Raw genomic sequence first — 21,188 nt, forward strand, 5'->3', positions numbered from 1 at the left:
TCAGTTCACCCAGACCCGCGCATTGCGGAACATGCGCATCCAGCCGGCGTCCTCGCTCCAGTCGTCCGGACGCCAGGAGTTCTGCACCGCACGGAACACCCGCTCGGGGTGCGGCATCATGATGGTGACGCGACCGTCGCGGCTGGTCAGGCCGGTGATCCCGCGCGGCGAGCCGTTCGGGTTGGCCGGGTAGCGCTCGGTGACCTTGCCGTGGTTATCGACGAAGCGCAGCGCCACGCAGCCGGACAGGTCGGCTTCGAGCAGGGCTTGCTCGCTGGAGAACTCGGCATGGCCTTCGCCGTGGGCGATGGCGATCGGCATGCGCGAACCGGCCATGCCCTGCAGGAAGATCGAGTTGGACTTCTGTACCTCGACCATGGCGACACGGGCCTCGAACTGCTCCGAGCGGTTGCGCACGAAGTGCGGCCAGTATTCGGTGCCCGGGATCAGCTCGTGCAGGTTGGACATCATCTGGCAACCGTTGCACACGCCGAGGGCGAAGCTGTCGGTACGCTCGAAGAAGCCCTGGAAGGCATCGCGGGCGCGGGCGTTGAACAGCGCCGACTTGGCCCAGCCCTCACCGGCGCCGAGGACGTCGCCGTAGGAGAAGCCACCGCAGGCCACCAGGCCCTTGAACGCGTTGAGGTCGACGCGGCCGGCGAGGATATCGCTCATGTGCACGTCGATCGCATTGAAGCCGGCGCGGTCGAACGCCGCAGCCATCTCCACCTGGCCGTTGACGCCCTGCTCGCGCAGTACGGCAACCTGTGGACGCACGCCCTTCTTGATATAAGGCGCGGCGATGTCCTGGTTGACGTCGAAGCCCAGCTTGACGCTCAGGCCCGGGTTTTCTTCTTCCAGCAGCAGGTCGAATTCCTGGTCGGCACACTGGGCGTTGTCGCGCAGGCGCTGGATCTGGTAGCTGGTTTCGGCCCAGACGCGTTGCAGCAGGCGACGGTCGCCGTCGAAGAGCATCTCGCCGTTCAGGCTGATGGCCACTTCGCCGTTGTTGACCGGCTTGCCGATCACCGCGACGCAGTCGCCCAGGCCGGCGGCGCTGAATTGCGCCAGCACGTCCGGAGTGGCGTCCTGGCGAACCTGGATCACCGCACCCAGCTCTTCGTTGAACAGCACGGCGGCGACGTCGTCGCGGCTGTCGGCCAGGGTGTCGAGGGTCAGGTTCAGGCCGCAGTGCCCGGCGAAGGCCATTTCCAGGGCGCTGACCAGCATGCCGCCATCGGAACGGTCGTGGTAGGCCAGCAGGTGACCATCGGCGTTGAGGCCCTGGATCACGGCGAAGAAGGCTTTCAGGTCTTCGGCATCATCGACGTCCGGGGCCTGGGCACCGAGCTTGCCGTGGGTCTGGGCGAGGATCGAAGCCCCCATGCGGTTCTGCCCGCGGCCCAGGTCGATCAGGATCAGGTCGGTTTCGCCCTTGTCCATGCGCAGCTCTGGCGTGAGGGTCTTGCGCACATCGACCACCGGCGCGAAGCCGGTAACGATCAGCGACAGCGGCGAGGTCACGGTCTTCTCGGCGCCTTCGTCGCTCCAGCGGGTCTTCATGGACATGGAGTCCTTGCCCACCGGGATGGTCAGGCCCAGCTCGGGGCAGAGTTCCATGCCCACGGCCTTGACGGTGTCGTACAGACGGGCGTCTTCACCCGGGTGGCCGGCAGCCGACATCCAGTTGGCCGACAGCTTGATATCCGAGAGTTTCTCGATGCGCGAGGCGGCCATGTTGGTCAGGGTCTCGCCGATCGCCATGCGCCCGGACGCCGGAGCGTCGAGCAGGGCCAGCGGAGTGCGCTCGCCCATCGCCATGGATTCGCCGGTGTAGACGTCGAAGCTGGTGGCGGTGACGGCGCAGTCGGCCACCGGGACCTGCCATGGGCCGACCATCTGGTCGCGAGCGACCAGGCCGGTAATGGTGCGGTCGCCGATGGTGATCAGGAAGCTCTTGCTGGCCACGGCCGGATGACGCAGGACGCGCTCGATGGAGTCGGCCAGTTCAAGCTTCGACGGGTCGAAATCATCGCCCAGCTCGGCTTCGCGGGTGACCGAACGGTGCATGCGCGGCGGCTTGCCCAGCAGCACTTCCAGCGGCATGTCCACCGGAGTATTGCCGAAGTGGCTGTCGGTAACGGTCAGTTGCGGCTCTTCGGTGGCCTCGCCGACCACCGCGAACGGGCAGCGCTCGCGTTCGCAGATGGCCTGGAAGCGCTCGAAATCGACCGCGCTGACGGCCAGCACGTAGCGTTCCTGGGACTCGTTGCTCCAGATTTCGTGCGGGGCCATGCCCGGCTCGTCGTTCGGCACATTGCGCAGTTCGAAGCGACCACCGCGGCCGCCATCGTTGACCAGCTCGGGGAAGGCGTTGGAAATGCCGCCGGCACCGACGTCATGGATGAAGGCGATCGGGTTCTTGTCGCCCAGTTGCCAGCAACGGTCGATGACTTCCTGGCAACGACGCTCCATTTCCGGGTTTTCCCGCTGCACCGAAGCGAAGTCGAGGTCGGCGGAGCTGGCGCCGGTGGCCATGGACGAGGCCGCACCGCCGCCCAGGCCGATCAGCATGGCCGGGCCGCCGAGGACGATCAGCTTGGCGCCGACGGTGATTTCACCCTTCTGCACGTGCTCTTCACGGATGTTGCCCATGCCGCCGGCGAGCATGATCGGCTTGTGGTAGCCGCGCACTTCGTCGCCATGAGGGGTGCTGATGGACTGCTCGAAGGTACGGAAGTAACCGGTCAGCGCCGGACGGCCGAACTCGTTGTTGAACGCGGCGCCGCCCAGCGGCCCTTCGATCATGATGTCCAGGGCGTCGACGATGCGCTCGGGCTTGCCGTACGGCTTTTCCCACGGCTGTTCGAAGCCCGGGATGCGCAGGTTGGACACGGTGAAACCGGTCAGGCCGGCCTTTGGCTTGGCACCGCGGCCGGTGGCGCCTTCGTCGCGGATCTCGCCGCCGGAGCCGGTGGAAGCACCCGGGAACGGGGCAATGGCGGTCGGGTGGTTGTGGGTCTCGACCTTCATCAGGATGTGCACCGGCTCCTGCACCGCGCCGTACTGGCGGGTTTCAGGGTTCGGGAAGAAGCGCCCGGCCACGGAACCGACGATCACCGAGGCGTTGTCCTTGTAGGCGGACAGCACGCCTTCGCTGTGCATCTGGTAGGTGTTCTTGATCATGCCGAACAGGCTTTTTTCCTGGCTCTCGCCGTCGATATCCCAACTGGCGTTGAAGATCTTGTGACGGCAGTGCTCGGAGTTGGCCTGGGCGAACATCATCAGTTCGATGTCGTGCGGGTTGCGCTTGAGGCCCTGGAAGGCATTGACCAGATAATCGATCTCGTCTTCGGCCAGGGCCAGGCCCAGCTCGACGTTGGCCTTTTCCAGCGCGGCGCGACCGCCACCGAGGATGTCCACGGCGGTCAGCGGCTTGGGCTCGGCGTGGCTGAACAGGCCGGCGGCCTCTTCCAGCCTGCCCAGCACGATCTGGGTCATGCGGTCGTGCAGCAGCTCGGCGACGCTGGCGGCGTCGGCATCGCTCAGTTCACCGGCAACGTAGTAGGCGATGCCGCGCTCCAGGCGACGAACGACTTCCAGGCCGCAGTTGTGGGCGATGTCGCTGGCCTTGCTCGACCAGGGCGAGATGGTGCCGAAACGCGGCATGACCAGGAACAGGCGACCGGCAGGCTCCTGCACCGGGACGCTCGGGCCGTACTTGAGCAGGCGCGCAAGCACTTGCTGTTGGTCGGCGGTCAGATCGCCGTCAACTTCGGCGAAATGAGCGAATTCAGCGTACAAACCATTAACAGCGGGGACTTTCTGGCTCAGTTGCTCGAGTAATTTACCGTGGCGAAAGGCAGAAAGGGCAGGAGCGCCGCGCAGGATCAACATCGTCGGGACAGCCTCAAGAAGGGGGTGTGCTTGGAGGCCGTGCATTCTAGCCTAAACCGATGCGTCAGGCACCCGAAACGCTGCATCCGTGCCCATCCGCATGTCGGCAAGCGCATTCCAGGCGTGTCGGCGCTTTCGCCGGGGGACCGAAGTGCGGTGAAAAGTCGCAAGCACGGCGGGCGATAGCAGACAAGCCATCTGTTGTCGAGATATGGCGCGGCAGGCCCTTTGCGTATACTGCACCTTATGTCTGCCCACTCCGTTCTGCGCCAGCGATGCGCCCAATGGCTCGTCGCACTAGGACTCTTCCTGATGCTCGGTGCCTGCGTTGAAAAACCCAGCACCCTCGAACGCATCAAGGAGGATGGTGTATTGCGGGTGATAACCCGCAACAGCCCGGCCACCTATTTCCAGGACCGCAACGGCGAAACCGGTTTCGAGTACGAGCTGGTCAAGCGTTTCGCCGACGACCTGGGCGTCGAACTGCAGATCGAGACCGCCGACAACCTCGACGATATCTTCACCCGGCTCGGCCAGCCCAACGGCCCGGTGCTGGCCGCCGCCGGCCTGGTCAGCAGCGAGCAGCGCAAGACCCAGGCACGCTTCTCCCACCCCTACCTGGAAGTCACCCCGCAGGTCATCTACCGCAACGGCAAGACCCGGCCCACCAATGCCGCCGGCCTGGTGGGCAAGCGCATCATGGTGCTCAAGGGCAGCAGCCATGCCGAACAGCTGGCGGACCTGAAGAAGCAATACCCCGGCCTGGAATACGAGGAGTCGGACCAGGTAGAAGTGGTCGACCTGCTGCGCATGGTCGATGAAGGCCAGATCGACCTGACCCTGGTGGACTCCAACGAGCTGGCGATGAACCAGGTGTACTTCCCCAACGTGCGCGTCGCCTTCGACCTGGGCGATGCCCGCGACCAGCGCTGGGCCGTGGCCGCCGGCGAAGACGCCAGCCTGCTCAACGAGATCAACGCCTTCCTCGACAAGGTCGAGAAGAACGGGACCCTGCAGCGCCTGAAGGATCGCTATTACGGCCATGTCGATGTACTCGGCTACGTCGGCGCCTACACCTTCGCCCAGCACCTGCAGGAGCGCCTGCCACGTTTCGAAAAGCATTTCCGCAACTCGGCCAAGCAGGAACAGGTGGACTGGCGCCTGCTCGCGGCCATCGGCTACCAGGAATCGATGTGGCAACCGGAGGTCACCTCCAAGACCGGCGTGCGCGGCCTGATGATGCTGACCCAGCGCACGGCCCAGGCCATGGGCGTGTCCAACCGCCTCGACCCGGTGCAGAGCATCCGCGGCGGCGCCAAGTACTTCACCTATGTGAAGGACCAGCTCGACGACTCGATCAAGGAACCGGACCGCACCTGGTTCGCCCTTGCCGCCTACAACGTCGGCAGCGGCCACCTGGATGACGCGCGCAAGCTGGCCGAGCGCGAGGGCCTGAACCCGAATCGCTGGCTGGACGTGAAGAAAATGCTGCCGCGCCTGGCGCAGAAGAAGTGGTACAGCAAGACCAAGTACGGCTACGCCCGCGGCGGCGAGCCGGTGCATTTCGTCGCCAACATCCGCCGCTACTACGACATCCTCACCTGGGTGACCCAGCCGCAACTGGAAGGCCAGGTCGCCGAGGGCAACCTGCATGTGCCGGGGGTGAACAAGGACAAGCCGGCGGAGCAGAGTCCTCAGCTCTGAGCGACACGGACTCCCACTGTGACGCTGTCGAACACAAAATCTACGGCTGGCCGAGGAAACCTGTGGGAGCGGGTTCACCCGCGATTACTCTCGTGGCCGCACCACCGCAATCGCGGTTAAAACCCCATAGGGTACGCGCTGAATCAGGCCTTTGCGCGGCGCGCCTTGAAGAACTCGCTGAGAATCGCCCCGCACTCCTCCGCCAGCACCCCACCTTCGTAGATCACCCGATGGTTGAGAAAGCCCTGGGTGAAGAACTGCCCTTGGCTCTGCACGATCCCCGCCTTCGGCTCCAGCGCGCCGTAGACCACCCGCTCGACCCGTGAATGCACGATGAGCCCGGCGCACATGCTGCAGGGTTCGAGGGTGACATACAGGGTGCTGCCGGGCAGGCGGTAGTTGCTCGCTGCCCTGGCCGCGGCACGAATGGCGACCATTTCCGCATGGGCACTGGGGTCGCTGTCGGTGATCGGCCGGTTGAAACCCTGCCCCAGTACCTGCCCGTGCTGCACCAGCACCGCGCCCACCGGCACCTCGCCGAGCGCCGCGCCTTGCGCCGCCAGCTCCAGGGCCAGGCGCATGAATTCCTGGTCGCGGCTGCGATCGATGATCCGTGGTCGCATCAGGCCACCGCGATCGCGGCCATCAGGCCGGTTTCCATGTGGTCGATGACATGGCAGTGGAACATCCAGGTCCCCGGGTTATCCGCCACCAGCGCCACTTGGGCACGTTCGTTCCTGCCCAGCAGGTAGGTGTCGGTGAACCAGGGCTCGACGATCTGCCGGCGGTTCGAGGCGATCACCTTGAAGCTCATGCCGTGCAGATGGATCGGGTGCTGGTACTGGGTCATGTTCTTCAGCTCGAAGATGTAGCTCTTGCCCTTCTGCAAGGTGGCGATGGGGCGGTCGGCGCAGGTCTTGTCGGTGATGTCCCAGGCCTGGCCGTTGATCTGCCAGAGGCTCGGCGGGCGTCCGTTGTCGGTGTTCACCGAGACCTTGCCCGCCCATTCGAAATTGAAGTTGAGCTTTTCGGCATTCTCCAGGTCCGGCTCGGCGATGGGGTTGGCCGGCAACGCGGGCGGCCAGTCACCGGGCTTGTCGGCGCTGGCCACCGAGCGCAGGGTGCCGAGACGGACGAAACCATCGCGCAGGGAAATGTCCTCGCCGGGCTCGGGAATGCGGATCGCCAGGCAGATGCGCATGCCCGGGCCGAGCCAGTACTCGTCTTCCAGCGGCCGCGGGGTGACGGGATTGCCGTCCAGCGCATAGACCATCGCCTCGCAATTGCCCTTGAGGTTCAGGCGATAGGTCCAGGTGTTGTCCAGGTTGAGCAGGCGCACCCGCACCACCTGGCCGGCGGGCAGTTCGGTCACGGCGTCGGCCTTGCCATTGATGGTGATCAAGCGCCCGGCGGTGCCGTTGCGCGCGGCCTCGCGGGGGATGCTGAAGGGCAGGAAGGCGCCCTGCTCGTCCACGTGCCAGGTTTTCAGGCTCAGGGTGCGTTCATGCTTGAAGCCGGTGGGCTCGCGTTCCTCGACGATCAGCGGGCCGACCAGGCCGCGGCCCAGTTCCTCGCTGCTGCTGACGTGGGGGTGGTACCAGTAGCTGCCGGCGTCCGGAACACGGAACTTGTAGTCGAAGAACTCGCCGGGCTTGACCGGCAACTGCGAGACATAGGGCACGCCGTCCATTTCCAGGGGCAGGCGGATGCCGTGCCAGTGGATGGTGGTTTCAACCGGCAGGTGATTGATGAAGCGCACCCGCAGCCAGGTGCCCTGGCGCACCCGCAGTTCGGTACCGGGCGCGGACGGCCCGAAGGCCCAGGCCTCGGTCTTGAAGCCGGGGACCAGTTCCACGTCCAGCGGCGCAGCGATCAGCTCGTAGTCGTGCCCGGCATTCTCGTCCTCGACCTTGCCCAGCCAGTAGCGGGCCGCACCACCGGCACCAAGACCAACCACCACCAGGCCGGTCAGGCCCTTGAGCATTTGTCGACGGGTAAAGGACATCGGGACAGGCACCTCGGCTTCGCGGAAACAGCAACTGGCCAGCAGGGGCCAGCGTGAAGGGCGAATACGATACACCCGCATTTGCGAAATATTAAGTGAAGACTTGTCGCAGGAGTGTGTTGCTCTTGAGGGCCTCATCGCCGGCAACGCCGGCTCCCACAGGTATCGCGTGCACCGCCAGACCCTGTGGGAGCCGGCGTTGCCGGCGATGAGGCCCTCAGCAGCACAGAAAAATCTAGTGAAACATCCCTTCGATCACCCGATGCAACGAAGCCGGCAGCATCGGCCCATGGTTCAGCCCTTCGAAGCGCTGGTAACTCACCTCCAGCCCCGGCACTTGCTGCAATTGCGCCACCAGCGCCCGCGCCGGCCCTTCGTTATCCGCGCCGCCCGGAGCACGCGGCCGGGCCGGCTCGGCGGTACCGCGCATCAGCAGCAACCTCGGCCGCGCGTCGCCCAGGCGCCCGGCCAAACCCTCGGCCTCGGCCACGATTGCACCGTCCCGCCACCACAACGACGGACTCGCCGCCGCGTAGCCACTGAACGCCTCCGGCCGGGTAAACAGCGCATGCAGCACCGCCAGCCCGCCGTAGGAATGGCCCCATAATGTCTGCCGCCGAGGATCGATCGGCGCCACCCCGGCCACCACCAGCCGCATGCGCCCGACCAGCAGATCGAGAAACGCATCCACGCCGCCACTGGGCTGCCCGGTCAGCGGATCGACCTGCGCCTCCAGCCCCGCTACCCATGGCGTGTAGTCCCGGGTCCGGGCAGTACGCTCGATGCGCTGCTCGGTCCGGTACCCCACCGCCACCAGCAGCGGCGCCTGCCCGCCTGCCAGCCTTTCCAGTTCTGCCGGCTCCAGTGCACTGAGCGCGGCATTGCCGTCGAGCATCCACAGCACCGGGTAGCCGGCCGCAGGCGCCGGCCGGGCCGGCTTGCCGACCCACAACCGGTAATGCCGCTGGCCATCGGCGGAATCAAGATCAAGGGTGCTGAAGCGATACGCCGCGCCCTGCGTCTGCAACACCGCAGCCTGCATCTTCTGCTCCGGCTCCGGCCGTGCCACAGCGCTGCCGGCTACCAACAGCAGGCCAAGAAACAATGGCGACAGATTCATCAGAACGATGCCGTCAGGCTGGTGTAGAAGGTCCGGCCCGGCTCGTTGTAGGTTGCCGCGCCGGCCCCGTCGATATTGTTCACGCCCTGGGCGTTGCCCTCGCGGAACAGGCGCTTGTCGAACAGGTTGTCGACGCCGGTGGTCAGGCTCAGGTTGTTGCTGAAGGCGTAAGTCCCGCTCAGCCCGACCAGTGCATACGGCGACAGTTGGTTGTTGGCGTTACCGGTGACCCGGTCGCCGTGGTAGTCATACTTCTTGGGCGTCTGCTTGCCGTACCAGGCAACGCTGGCCTGCAGTGACAGGTCGTCGGTGGCCTGCCAGTCGAGCATCGAGTTGAGGGTGTACTTCGGCGTCACCGAGAGGGTCTCGCCGGTTTCCTTGTTCTTCGATTGCAGCATCCAGGTGAAGTTGTTGCTCCACTTCAGTTGCTCGGTCAGCGGGATGGTCAGGGTGCCTTCCAGGCCTTCGACCAGTGCCTTGGGCACGTTGTCCCACTGGTAGATCGCCGCGTTGGCATAGCTGCCGGTGCCACCACTGGCCTGCCCGACCGGGCTCAGGCCGGACTCGATCTTGTTCCTGTAGTCGTTGCGGAAGTAGGTCAGGCCGGCGACCCAGCCGTCCTGCTGGAATTCGATGCCCAGTTCCTTGTTGACGCTGGTCTCGGCCTTCAGGTCGGCGTTGCCTTGCAGGTAGCAGCTGGTGCTCTGCCCATAGCAGCCCTGGCCGCGGCTGTAGAGCAGGTAGTCCGGGTTCAGCTGGTACAGGTTCGGCGCCTTGTAGGCCCGGGCGATACCGGCTTTCAGGGTGAGGGTATCGGTCAGCGCGTGGGACAGGTTGAGCGACGGGCTCCAGTTGTCGCCGACCACGCTGTGGTGGTCGAAACGCAGCGCCGGAGTGAGCATGGTGCCGGGCAGCAGCTCGATATTGTCCTCGGCGAACAGCGAGAAGATCTGCGCCTGGGAGCCGGTATCCCGCCCCGTACCGCTCAGCCCGCCGACCGCGCCGCCTTCGCTGGTGGTCTGGGTGTTGGCACTCGGGTCGTCGAGTTTCTGCTGGCTCCACTCGGCGCCCAGGGTCAGGGTCTGGTCGCGCAGGGCGTGCAGCGGCAGGTTCACTTCGCCGTGGGCGGTCAGGTCGCGCAGGGTCGAGGTGTAGAAGTCGGTGTTGCTGAAGATGCCTTCGGTGCCGCCGGCCAGGCCTTCGTTGATCCGCTGGTTGCGGGTCTTCTCGTATTGCAGGTAGGCCATGGTGCTGCCGAAGTCCCAGTCGCCGCGATGGGTCACGGCGTAGTTTTCCCGGTAGAGGATGTTGGTCTCGTGACCGAGCATGCTCTTCACGTTGGCGTTGGAGTTGGTGTTCTGGGTATCGCCGGTATAGAGGTTGCCCTGGCGGCTGAAGCCCGCTTCCAGTTCCAGGGTCTGCTCCGGTGTCAGGTGCCAGCTCAACTGGCCGTTGACGTCCTTGTTGCGCACGCCTTCGCGACCCGCCGGCAGGGTACCGGCCTGGTTGCCGGTGCGCGCGGATTCATGCCCGGCATTGATGTCCCAGTCGTCGGCGTCGGTCTTGGCCACATTGCCGTAGACCCGGTAGCTGAGAGTGTCGGTGAGCGGCCCGTTGAGGCCGAAGGTCATGCGCTTGCTGGCGCCTTCGTCGCGGTGGCTGGGGAAGTTCTGGTACACCGTCACGTCGCCGTGGGTCTCGGCCCCGGCCTGCTTGGTGATGATGTTCACCACCCCGCCCATGGCCCCGGAACCGTAGCGCGCAGCTGCCGGGCCGCGTATGACCTCGATGCGCTCGACCTGGTCGGCCGGCACCCAGTTGGTATCGCCCCGGGAATCGCGCTCGCCGCGCCAGCCGTAGCGCACCGAACTGCGGCTGCCGACCGGCTTGCCATCGACCAGGATCAAGGTGTTTTCCGGGCCCATGCCACGGATATCGATCTGCCGGTTGTTGCCGCGCTGGCCGCTGGTAGAGTTGCCGGTCAGGTTGACCCCCGGCATGGTGCGGATGATCTGCGACAGGTCGGTGGCCGGCGGGCGCTTCTTGATGTCCTCGGCAGTGATCACCGAGACACCCGGCGCCTGCTTGGTTTCCTCCAGTGCGGTAGCAACCACGTTCTGCGGCTGCAGCTCGACCACATCGGCCTCGTTGGCCGCCTGCACAGCGGTGGACAACAGGCAACCGGACAACATCAGGAAGGGAATGCTAGGGAAAGCGCGGGGCGACATCATCGATCTCCGGGACGGGCGCTGAATGCAAGAGATCACGAATGATAATGAATGCTAATTGAGAGTAAAGCGCATTAACTTTCTAAACATTCCGCCGCCGGCATTCGCAGATGCAGGACCAACCCCGGGTTGGCGTTGCTCGCCCAGAGCTGGCCGCCTTGCAATTCGATGGCGCGGCGGGCGATGGCCAGGCCCAGGCCAAAACCGGCGCCGCTGCCGGCCAGGCGCTGGTAAGGCTCGAAGATGCGTTGCAGGTCAGCCTCCGGCACGCCAGGCCCCTGGTCGCGCAGCTGGAAATGCCAGAAGCCGCCTTCGCGCTGCCCGCTGAAGCTCACCGTGCCACCAGGCGGTGAATGACGGATTGCATTGCGCAGCAGGTTTTCCAACGCCTGGGCCACGCTGTCCAGATGGCCTTCGATCCAGCAGTCGGCTGGCAGGTCGCAGGGCAATCGCGCGCGCTCCCAGCCGCTTTCGAAGCAGCAGTCTTCGCACAGGGCTTCCCACACCGAGAGCATCTGCACCGGTTCGCTGGGCAGTTGCGGCTTCTCCGTGTCCATCCAGGCCAGGTCGAGGGTGTCTTCCAGCAGCCGCTGCATATCGTCCACTTCCCGTACCAGGCGCTCGCGCAACTGCTCCGGCGGCAGGACGCTGTCGTGGGCGATGCGCAGGCGCGCCAGCGGTGTGCGCAGTTCATGGGACAGGGTGCGCAGCAACAGGCGCTGCTGCTCCAGGCTGCGGCGCAGGCGCCCGGCCATGTGCTCGAAGGCCTGGGCCAGTTCGCCGAGTTCATCGCGGCGGTTCTGCAATGGCAGGCCGGGGCTGTCCAGGTCGTCCGCACGCAGGGCGTCGGCGCGGTCACGCAGGCGATTGAGCGGCGCCACCAGAAGGCGATAGAGCAGCAGGCCCAGAAGCACGGCCAGCATCGCGGGCGCCACGCCATGGGTGACCAGGTGCGTCCAGGGCGTCAGGCCGGTGGGCAGCAGGCGCTCCGGCAACTGGATGACCAGGCGCCCGGTCTCGGGATGCTCGGGAAAGGCGATGCTGACATAGGGCAACTCGTCCTGCAGGCGCCTGCTCATGGGCCAGTCGAGCTTGCGCATGAAGGTCAGGTGGCTGGCTTCCTCGGCGCTGAACGCTGTGGTGCCGAGGCTTTGCAGGTCCGCCCCGACCAGCGCGACCCAGGTATTTTCCCTGCTCGCCAGGGTGCGGCGGTATGCCTCGGCGCCCTGCGCACCGCCCTCGCGCCAGGCCTGTTCCGCCTCGGCGGCATAACGCGCCAGGTATTCCTGGTCTGCCGAGCCGAGAAAGTAGCTGCTGCGTTCCACCGACAGGCCCCAGGTCCAGATCAGCCAGGTCAGCAGCAGGCAGAAGGCGACCAGCAGCAGGGCGAGCTTCCACAGCAGCGGATGGCGGCGCATCAGGACGGCTCCGTCTCCACCAGGATGTAGCCCTGGCTGCGCACCGACTGGATCTGCACATGCACGGCACCGATGGCTGCCAGCTTGCGTCGCAGGTTGCACACGTGCACATCGAGGCCGCGGTCCAGCCGGGTATAGGCGCGATGCAGCACGGTCTGGTAGAGGAAGGCCTTGCTCAGCGCCTCGCCGGGATGGGCGCGCAGGGTCGCCAGCAGACGGTATTCGGAAGCGGTCAGGCCGGCATGGCGACCTCGATGCACCACGTCCTGGCCATTCTCGTCGAGCCGGACGGCGTCCCTCGCCGTCGTGCGCCGGTCCAGCGCCACCCGGCGCAGCAGGGCATCGACCCGGGCATCCAGCTCGGCCAGGCTGAAGGGCTTGGGCAGGTAGTCGTCGGCGCCGCGGGTAAAGCCGCTGATGCGGTCCTGCTCGGCGCCGAGCGCAGACATCAGCATCACCGGCACGGCCTGCTCGCGGCGTAGCTGATCGAGCAGGCTCAGGCCGTCGATGCCCGGCAGCATGATGTCCAGGAGGACCAGGTCGAATGCGCCCTGCTCAAGGACAGCCTGCGCCTGGCTGCCGTTTTCACAGGCGTGGACCGCGAAGCCTCGACGCAGGAAATGGCGCTGCAGGTCCTGGCGCAGGTTGAGGTCGTCTTCGGCGAGGAGAAGTCGAGGGGACACGGGTGGCGAACTCTGCACGGAAAGTGATTGCAATTGCGAATCATCCCACTTTGGCGCGGGACAGGGCAATGACATCGGTCAGGCACCGCGAGGGATTATTCCACCTGAAGCAATAAAGAACTGCGAACAAAGCGTATTCCGCCAAAAAGCATCCGCTTCCACACTGTCATCACGGATCGGGAATCACCCCGCCCCGCATAACTACAGTCAGGAGCCGGACCATGAAGATTCATCACCATCCCCTCTCGGGCCATGCCCATCGCGCCGTACTGTTCGCTTCGCTGCTGGGCGTGCACCACGAGCTGGTCGAAGTGGATCTGGCCGCTGGGGCGCACAAGTCACCCGAGTTCCTCGCCCTGAACCCGTTCGGGCAGATCCCGGTGCTGGAAGATGGCGAGATCGTGGTCGCCGACTCCAACGCGATCCTGGTCTACCTGGCGAAGAAAGCCGGGCGCACCGACTGGCTGCCGGAAGATGCGCCGGGCGCTGCGCGTGTGCAGCGCTGGCTGTCGGTAGCCGCTGGCGAACTGGCCTACGGTGCCTGCGCCGCACGCCTGATCACCGTGTTCAACGCCAGCTTCAACGCCGAGGAAGTCATTGCCCGCGCCCATTTGCTGCTCGAACGCCTGGAGCAGCACCTCAGCGATCGCGACTGGCTGGCCGCCGACCACCCGACCATCGCCGACGTAGCGATCTACAGCTATGTGGCCCAGGCCCCGGAGGGCAATGTCGACCTGTCCGGCTACCCCGCCGTCAATGCCTTCCTGAACCGCTTCGAAGCGCTGCCCGGCTTCGTGCCCTTCACCCAGAGCCGGGCCGGTCTGAGAGCCTGATCCCCTGCCCAATCCACGGGAGTAATCGACATGGCCAAGCACCTGAAAAAGCTCTCCACCTGGCATGAAGGCGAGAAATTCATCCAGGAGAAAGTCGGCGTTGCCGAGCGCATGGAAGGTGTCGGCCAACGCGTGGTGCGGGATTTCATGCCCGACCAGCATCGCGCGTTCTATGCCGGGCTGCCCTTCATGGTGCTGGGCAGCGTGGATGCCGAGGGCGATGCCTGGGCGACCGTACTCGAAGGCCGGCCCGGCTTCATGAGCTCGCCCTCGCCCACGACCCTGGATATCGCGGCCCGACCGGACCCTCTGGATCCGGCCGGGCACGGGATGCACGACGGCGCAGCGGTCGGCCTGCTGGGCATCGAGTTGCATACCCGGCGGCGCAATCGCATGAACGGGGTGTTGTCCAGTCTCGACGCCGGCTTTCGGGTCGACGTGGACCAGAGCTTCGGCAACTGCCCGCGCTACATCCAGTTGCGCGACTTTTCCTTTGCCCGGGATCCGCAGGCTGCGTTTTCGGGGCAGCTAGAGGAGCTTGCGCAACTCGATGCCGCCGCGCGCCGGTTGATCGAGTCTGCCGATGCGTTCTACGTCGCCACCTACGCCGACCGCGAGGCGCGCCGCCAGGTCGATGTGTCCCATCGCGGCGGCAAGCCCGGTTTCGTCCGTGTGGGCGAGGACGGCCTGCTCACCATCCCGGACTTCAACGGCAACCTGTTCTTTTCCACCCTCGGCAATATCCATCTGAACGGCAAGGCCGGGCTGTTGTTCGTTGACTACGAAAACGGCGATGTGCTGCAGGTGACCGGCGATGCCGAGGTGATCTTCGAGTCACCGGAAATCGCCGCTTTCCAGGGCGCGGAGCGCCTGTGGAGCTTCAGGCCCCGGCGCATCGTGCGGCGCCCGGCAGGCCTGGCCCTGCGCTGGACGTTCCGGGCCAAGGGCGAAGCCGAAAGCTCGCTGTTGACCGGTGACTGGCAGCGGACGGAGGAACGCCTACGGGTTGCCTCGCTCGCCAGCCAATGGCGGCGTTTCAGGGTGACGCAGGTGGTACGGGAAAGCGCGTCGATCAATTCCTATTACCTGGAACCGCAGGACGGCGGCGGCCTGCTGCCGCACCTGGCAGGCCAGCATCTACCGATACGGGTGTCGATCCCGGGCGCGGACAAGCCGTTGATCCGCACCTACACCCTGTCGACCGCGCCGTCCGACGGCCACTACCGCATCAGCGTGAAACGCGACGGGCTGGTCTCGACCTGGCTGCATGAGCATCTGCACCAAGGCGATACCCTGGAAACCCGGGCTCCGGCTGGCGACTTCACCCTCGACGGCAGTGGCGATCGCCCTGTGGTGCTGCTGGCCGGTGGCGTTGGTATCACGCCGATGCTGGCGATGGCACGCCATCTGGCATTCGAAGGCCGGCGTACCCAGCGCATGCGCCCGGTCACGCTGTTTTACGCGGCACGTTCGAAACAGGAGCGGGCGTTCGACCAGGAACTGGGCGAGCTTGGCATCACGCTGGTACGGGTGCTCAGCGATACCCGCGATGCCGAGGAAGGGCTCGATTACGACGCCGCCGGCCGGATCGACATGCCACTGCTGACGCGTCACCTGGCGTTCGGCGATTACGCGTTCTACCTGTGCGGATCACCGTCCTTCAGCCAGTCGCTGTACGACGGGCTGCGCGGATACGGCGTGGCGGACGAGCGCATTCATGCCGAAGCCTTCGGGCCGGCCTCGCTCAAGCGTTCCACCGAACCACGGCCGACCGCCCTGCCCGGCCTGGCGCCGGCCAGCACATCGATACCGGTGACCTTCATCGATTCATTGAAGGAAGCGCGCTGGGAACCCGGTTCCGGCACCTTGCTGGAACTGGCCGAAGCGCGCGGCCTCGCCCCGGAATTCAGTTGCCGCGAAGGTCACTGCGGCACCTGCAAGACCCGCCTGCTCAAGGGCGCGGTCAGCTACATCAAGGAACCCGCCGCCAAGGTTGGCGAGGATGAAGTCCTGGTCTGCTGCGCGGTACCTGCCGGCGAGGACCCGATCCAGCTTGCACTTTGATTTGTCTCATTCACTCAGTTTCAGGAGCCTTGCCATGTCTCGTCCACCACTGCCCCCGTTCACCGAACAGAGCGCCATCGAAAAAGTCCGCCTTGCCGAGGATGGCTGGAACAGCCGCGACGCGGCCAAGGTCGCCCTGGCCTACACCCTGGATACCCGTTGGAGAAACCGCGCCGAGTTCGTCAACAACCGCGCCGACGCCGAGGCCTTCCTCACCCGCAAATGGAACCGCGAACTGGAGTACCGCCTGATCAAGGAGCTCTGGGCCTTTACCGGCAACCGCATCGCCGTGCGCTACGCCTACGAATACCGCGACGACAGCGGCCAATGGTTCCGCGCCTACGGCAACGAGAACTGGGAGTTCGCCGAGGACGGGCTGATGCGTGCCAGGCATGCCAGCATCAACGAACAGCCGATCCGTGAGGAGGATCGCCGGTTCCACTGGCCGCTGGGCCGGCGGCCGGACGATCATCCAGGCCTGAGCCACTTTGGTTTCTGAAGCGGACACCGGACCAGGAAATGGCACATAATCCCGGGCACCCCGACCGTGTCCCGGGTCTTGCCGGAGACACTCAAGACACGCGACCGTACCGAAGGAAACACAGCGCAATGGATCGTTGGCTGGCAATGCGGGTGTTCGTCAAGGTGGCGGAAACCGAGAGCTTCGCCAAGACCGCCCGGGCGGTGCATATGAGCGCCCCGGCGGTCACGCGGATCATCGCCGCGCTGGAAGACCTGGTCGGTGCCCGGCTGCTGGTGCGCACCACCCGCTCGGTCAAGACCACCGAGGCCGGGGCGCGCTATCTCGCCGATTGCCGGCGCATCCTTGGCGATATCGCCGAAGCCGAGGCTGCAGCGGCCGGGCATTACCGCGAGCCGTCCGGCACCCTCGCGATCACCGCGCCAATCCTTTTCGGGCAGTTGCATGTGCTGCCGATCATCACCGAATACCTCGATGCCTACCCGGGCATGCACGCGCGCACGCTGTTCATCGACCGCCAGGTGAATATCGTCGAGGAAGGTCTCGATGTGGCCGTGCGCATCGGGCATCTGCCGGATTCCGGGTTGACCGCGGTGCGGGTCGGGGCGGTACGGCATGTGATCTGTGCCGCGCCGGGCTACCTGGAGAAACGCGGTATACCGCAAACCCCCGCCGACTTGAAGGACCACCGCATCGTCGCCTCCAACAGCTCCTGGGCTTTGCCGGAATGGCGCTTTGCCGGAGGACAGCGAGTCTCCATCGACCCGGTGCTGATGTGCAATACCAACCAGGCGGTGATCGATGCGGCGCGTTCAGGGTGGGGTTTGACCCGAGTGCTGCATTACCAGATCGGGCCGGCGTTGCGGGAGGGGGAATTGCAGGTGGTGCTGGAGGACTTCGAGGAGCCGCCGTTGCCGATACACCTGGTGTATCCGGAGGGGCGACAGGCGCCGGCGAAGGTGCGGGCGTTCGTGGATATGGCGGTGGAGCGGTTGCGGGGGGATCCGGTGTTTGGGTGACCGAATACCCGGTCACCACGCTTTCGGCTCCGCATTCAGTACTTGGTGATATCAGGCGCCGTATGGCCATCGCCGTGCAACGAAAGCTCCCAATGAACGCCAGTATTGGCGCCAAGCAGGCTACTGATAAGTCCGAAGTGGGTCGGGTTGCTGTCCCAATAGACAACAGAATCACGAGCGTCGGTGAAAGTCAGACCGGCACGCAATCGTTGCTCCTCCAGCATCGTGTCGAGAACTTTGCCGTGATAGGTAGAAGGCAACTGATTACGAAAAATAATTCTCGGGTTCCGGCCGTGTGCAACGTACTCGACGATCTCCACGCTGACGTCCTGCAACCACACCGGCGAAAACGGCGTCACGGTGTGACTCTTGACGTATTCCGCAAGCACCGTAGCGCCGTTCTTTTTGTCCTTATCCATCGTTTCAAGCAGGCTCATGATCAGCGTGGGCGCTTCCATCAAGTTGCTGCTGTGCGAGGACGGCTTGTCCGCCATGGTGCAACCGATCACGATTTCGTGCAGCTCGCACGTCGTGGTCTTGACGTTCGGACAGTGCGTCAGGATACGCTGGACAACTTCCCAGGTCGGATGACGGAAACGACCATGCATATTGGCGCTGAAATGTACGAACGAAGCATTTACCTCCCTGAGGAACCTGGGCGAGAAAGAATCCGCGCTACCGTGATGCCCGCCGGAAAGCAGAAATGACTGCAGGTGACCTGCCCAGCCCGACTTCGCCAGAATCTGGTACTCGGTCGAGAAGGTGGCATCCGCACACACCAGCACCTGGTCATATGTGCCGCCGTCGTAGGTGGGATCCTTGTAGCGAATGCATACCACCACGCTCGAACAGTTCGCCTCCGTCCCCGGCTTTGCCGAGTTGAGCTCGAGAAAGGTGCTGATGGTCGACCCGGAGGCCACCGGAGCGTTGGCGCAGACGATGAATACGTCGAAACCGGGAGTTCGGGTCTGGACCAGGCGTTGGTCAGCGGGCAGGTTTGGAGCTTCGGAGTAGAGAGCTCCTTCGTTGATCAGGCAATCGACCAGCTTGATGTCGATCTCCTTGAGAAAACCGGCGAGATCGCCTTTGCCGCTTCCGCTGTAGTTCGATACGTTTCGGCCACCGCACAATACCTTGCCGATGCTGAAGCCGCGCAGCACCTTCTCGACCTTGTTCACATGGTCCTTGTCCGGGTGCGAAATGATCAGGTAATCGAGATGGTTTTCCTTCTCGAGATAACCGTTGATCGCTTTCGTGGCATTGATCACCAGTTCGTCGGCTATCGCGTCCTCTGTAACACTTCCGCAGTCGATCAGAATCGATTCATTGCCAGGCCCGATGACCAGGGTCGCGTTACCCTGACCGATATCGATGAACAGGATTCTGAGAGGAACGGGTACATTGACGGTGTCGATTGCCCGACCGGGTCCGGAGTGAACAAGCGCCTCTTCCTCCATCCCCGTGTCCATGTCCGTCGAATCCGTCATAGGTGTGAACAGCCCACCAGCGACGAAACCATTGAGCTGGAGTTGCCTGGCTAGACGCTCTTTGTCTTCATCGGATATATCCAAACCGGTAGCGCTCCTCTATTGCCCAACGTCATCCGACGATTGATCGTGCACCGCATACAGGCGCTCCCTGAGCAGGCTATCGATACGCCCGGTCACCTCAAGGCCCTGAAGCCCCTGAAACGTCCGTACCGCTGCCTCCAGTTCGTCTGCCGATGGCGCTCCTTCACGGCGTACAAGTATCCCCAGATTTGCCAGACGATGAGCGACGCCCTGGTCGTCCTCCAGCGGCCCGAGGCCTCCAAACCGCAACCTCAAGGTGAGATCACTCCAGTAACCATTGGACTGGATCTCCAGTACACCCTCACGGCTCTGCGCCGGCAACCAGGTGGCCAGCACGCCGTTATCGTCCGTCCATCCATCAAGCACGAGGTGTTTGTCCACGGTCAGCAAGTAAGCACATCGACCCACCGGACGACCACCCGACCGGACCTGCAGGCGATAGATCGCCGGTATGCCTTTGCGCTGCAGGACATAGCGCTTGCCGATGCTTGCGGCAATCGTCTTGCGCCGCCTGGCGGGAATCGTCAATTCGTCCCCCGGCAACAATGCATTCATATCCTGACGCCCTTGGCGCAGCGATTCATTGCCCGGATCGGCCCAGATCGTCTGGGCAAAATGCCCATGTAACTCGGACAGGCTGATCGTGCTTTCCCCCGCACTGATCGTATGGCGTATCGGAGATGCTACGGATGCCTGTGGAGGATTCTGCCAGGCAGCAGGCTTGGGGTTTCCCTGCACGGCCGTGCCCACAACCGAAGTCTCGGCGAGCGACCAGGCATCCTGATCGAGTTCGAACAGGGACAGGCTATAGTCGCCCTCCTCCAGCCCCTCGAAACGCGCCGAGCCATCGCTGCCGGTCAACAAGCGCAGCACTTGGTCAGGAGCCCGCTGCAGTTCTACGGCGATGTCGGCCAGCGGTTTGCGGTCCGCGCCGACGACACAGACTTCGACCACCTCTCCAGCGCCAAGCGGGCACGCTTGTATCGCACTATCGGTCATTCGACTGCCTCCCGCGCGCCGCGCGCCTCAGAGCGAAACGGGCTCGGGTTTCCCGGTTGAGGGCATCGCGCTCGATCTGCTGCGTACGTTGATCACATAACCTGGCCAAGCGTGCGGAGGGCAAGCTGATACGCTCCTCGATCAGGTATTCGTGCATCCATGCCAGTGCAGGTTGCTGATCGAAGTCCCAGCCATGCAATACCGCCAACTCAAGGTAGCGATACCAATCGTCCTTGTCTTGCAATCCATACTCTTCGGCCCGAGCTACCGCCTGCCGTACCCGTCGGTACAACGCAATCGGGCTCAGTGCCGTCAATCGCTCGGGATAACTACCGCGCAAGGCATCGCACAATCCGGCGATCTTTCGGCGGCGGCAGTGCGCTGCGAGATGCGCTATCTGCGCCTCACGGATAAGGATCATGGTTGCGTCCCCGTCTGGCTGCCGCCGCCAGCAGCGCCCATTCTTCATGCAGCACGGCCTCATCCATCATCGGTGCGCTGCCTCCCAGGCACCGATACCAGCAACCGCTTTGCGCAAGCCCGACCTGCCGGTCGGAGTCCAGGCACTGAAATCCTGCTGCAGAGAGCACACGAAGCGAGGATATGTTGTCGGCGAGCACCGAGCTGTAGAGTCTTTTCATGCCTTGCGCTTCGGCGCTGCGCTGCACCAGTTCGAGAACTGCGCGGCCATGACCACGACCACGAAAGGCCTTGCCCAGCCAGAAATGAAACGACCCGATCGCTCCCCAGCACCGAAGACCGTAGGCGCCTACCATGCCGTGCTTGGCATGTACGACGGCATACAATTGATGACCTGCCCTTCGCTCACGGCTGATCCAGGCACGAGACGCCTCAACACTGGCGTGCAGCGGCAAGCGCACTTGATAGGCAAGTACGGGGTCATCCTGCAAGGGGAAATAGAGGTGCGCCCAGCGCGGTTTCAATGCAATCGAGGACAGTATTGGCGCAGGCCTGGAGACTGTCTGCCTGCGAAGCGCCCTGAAAAAGGCCGTTCGCGCGGCCTGCTCCGCTACGATGAACGGGGAGCGGATATCCGCGAAGCTGGGCGGCACCGCCGACGGGGCATTTTCCATAATGCTACTAATTCCGCTGCCGTAAGTGCCTGCTAAGATGCCATAGAAGCGATGTGCCATCGATACCCTCAG

General features: G+C 64.5%; 16 protein-coding genes. 5 read left to right on the top strand and 11 right to left on the bottom strand.

Going from position 1 to position 21,188, the window contains the following annotated elements; all coding sequences use genetic code 11:
• Nucleotides 1–3,897 (bottom strand): phosphoribosylformylglycinamidine synthase, encoded by a 3,897-nt coding sequence (purL, locus tag ACKLLE_RS23070; RefSeq protein WP_420059160.1) that lies wholly within the window; start codon nt 3,895–3,897, stop codon nt 1–3.
• Nucleotides 3,898–4,143: 246 nt separating this feature from the next.
• On the opposite strand from purL, the gene mltF reads away from it, so the two are divergent.
• Complete coding sequence (gene mltF / locus ACKLLE_RS23075; protein WP_064301700.1) at nt 4,144–5,601, top strand: membrane-bound lytic murein transglycosylase MltF; 1,458 nt, start codon at nt 4,144–4,146, stop codon at nt 5,599–5,601.
• A gap of 143 nt (nt 5,602–5,744) precedes the next feature.
• Here the strand turns inward: mltF and tadA are convergent, their stop codons facing one another.
• The 6 genes from tadA to ACKLLE_RS23105 all read right to left on the bottom strand — a co-directional run bounded on the left by tadA (nt 5,745) and on the right by ACKLLE_RS23105 (nt 13,055).
• On the bottom strand, nt 5,745–6,224 hold the full coding sequence (gene tadA, locus ACKLLE_RS23080) for a tRNA adenosine(34) deaminase TadA (RefSeq protein WP_064301699.1): 480 nt from the start codon (nt 6,222–6,224) through the stop codon (nt 5,745–5,747).
• Nucleotides 6,224–7,606 (bottom strand): multicopper oxidase family protein, encoded by a 1,383-nt coding sequence (locus ACKLLE_RS23085; protein ID WP_420059161.1) that lies wholly within the window; start codon nt 7,604–7,606, stop codon nt 6,224–6,226. The genes tadA and ACKLLE_RS23085 overlap by 1 nt, the downstream gene beginning before the upstream one ends.
• Before the next feature lie 235 nt (nt 7,607–7,841).
• Nucleotides 7,842–8,726: an alpha/beta hydrolase gene (locus tag ACKLLE_RS23090; protein WP_420059162.1), complete on the bottom strand. Its 885-nt coding sequence runs from the start codon at nt 8,724–8,726 to the stop codon at nt 7,842–7,844.
• Entirely contained in the window at nt 8,726–10,954 is a 2,229-nt protein-coding gene (locus tag ACKLLE_RS23095) for a TonB-dependent siderophore receptor (RefSeq protein ID WP_420059163.1), read from the bottom strand. Before ACKLLE_RS23095 ends, ACKLLE_RS23090 begins: the two co-directional genes overlap by 1 nt.
• Before the next feature lie 74 nt (nt 10,955–11,028).
• Nucleotides 11,029–12,372, bottom strand: a complete 1,344-nt coding sequence (locus ACKLLE_RS23100) for a HAMP domain-containing sensor histidine kinase (protein ID WP_420059164.1) — start codon at nt 12,370–12,372, stop codon at nt 11,029–11,031.
• Entirely contained in the window at nt 12,372–13,055 is a 684-nt protein-coding gene (locus tag ACKLLE_RS23105) for a response regulator transcription factor (protein WP_420059165.1), read from the bottom strand. Before ACKLLE_RS23105 ends, ACKLLE_RS23100 begins: the two co-directional genes overlap by 1 nt.
• A 221-nt stretch (nt 13,056–13,276) precedes the next feature.
• Between ACKLLE_RS23105 and ACKLLE_RS23110 the strand changes: the two genes are divergently transcribed.
• From ACKLLE_RS23110 to ACKLLE_RS23125, 4 genes are all read left to right on the top strand, one after another.
• Nucleotides 13,277–13,888 carry a glutathione S-transferase family protein gene (locus ACKLLE_RS23110; RefSeq protein WP_420059166.1) on the top strand — a complete coding sequence of 204 codons (612 nt, stop codon included), beginning with the start codon at nt 13,277–13,279 and terminating at the stop codon, nt 13,886–13,888.
• Between the two features lie 30 nt (nt 13,889–13,918).
• Nucleotides 13,919–15,952: a 2Fe-2S iron-sulfur cluster-binding protein gene (locus ACKLLE_RS23115; protein ID WP_420059167.1), complete on the top strand. Its 2,034-nt coding sequence runs from the start codon at nt 13,919–13,921 to the stop codon at nt 15,950–15,952.
• Nucleotides 15,953–15,986: 34 nt separating this feature from the next.
• Complete coding sequence (locus ACKLLE_RS23120) at nt 15,987–16,451, top strand: nuclear transport factor 2 family protein (protein WP_009403547.1); 465 nt, start codon at nt 15,987–15,989, stop codon at nt 16,449–16,451.
• A 110-nt stretch (nt 16,452–16,561) separates the two neighbouring features.
• Complete coding sequence (locus tag ACKLLE_RS23125) at nt 16,562–17,452, top strand: LysR family transcriptional regulator (RefSeq protein ID WP_064301691.1); 891 nt, start codon at nt 16,562–16,564, stop codon at nt 17,450–17,452.
• A 35-nt stretch (nt 17,453–17,487) separates the two neighbouring features.
• Here the strand turns inward: ACKLLE_RS23125 and ACKLLE_RS23130 are convergent, their stop codons facing one another.
• Genes ACKLLE_RS23130 through ACKLLE_RS23145 form a run of 4 tightly spaced genes read right to left on the bottom strand, consistent with a single transcriptional unit; the run spans nt 17,488 to nt 21,176 of the window.
• Nucleotides 17,488–19,023, bottom strand: a complete 1,536-nt coding sequence (locus ACKLLE_RS23130) for a ComEC/Rec2 family competence protein (RefSeq protein WP_420059168.1) — start codon at nt 19,021–19,023, stop codon at nt 17,488–17,490.
• Nucleotides 19,024–19,038: 15 nt separating this feature from the next.
• Complete coding sequence (locus tag ACKLLE_RS23135; RefSeq protein WP_064301689.1) at nt 19,039–20,022, bottom strand: peptidoglycan-binding domain-containing protein; 984 nt, start codon at nt 20,020–20,022, stop codon at nt 19,039–19,041.
• On the bottom strand, nt 20,012–20,443 hold the full coding sequence (locus ACKLLE_RS23140; protein WP_064301688.1) for a hypothetical protein: 432 nt from the start codon (nt 20,441–20,443) through the stop codon (nt 20,012–20,014). The genes ACKLLE_RS23135 and ACKLLE_RS23140 overlap by 11 nt, the downstream gene beginning before the upstream one ends.
• Complete coding sequence (locus ACKLLE_RS23145) at nt 20,427–21,176, bottom strand: GNAT family N-acetyltransferase (RefSeq protein WP_420059169.1); 750 nt, start codon at nt 21,174–21,176, stop codon at nt 20,427–20,429. Before ACKLLE_RS23145 ends, ACKLLE_RS23140 begins: the two co-directional genes overlap by 17 nt.
• Nucleotides 21,177–21,188: the final 12 nt, after the last annotated feature.

Source organism: Pseudomonas bharatica (assembly GCF_048586865.1).
In the GTDB taxonomy this organism is placed as follows: Bacteria; Pseudomonadota; Gammaproteobacteria; order Pseudomonadales; family Pseudomonadaceae; genus Aquipseudomonas; species Aquipseudomonas bharatica.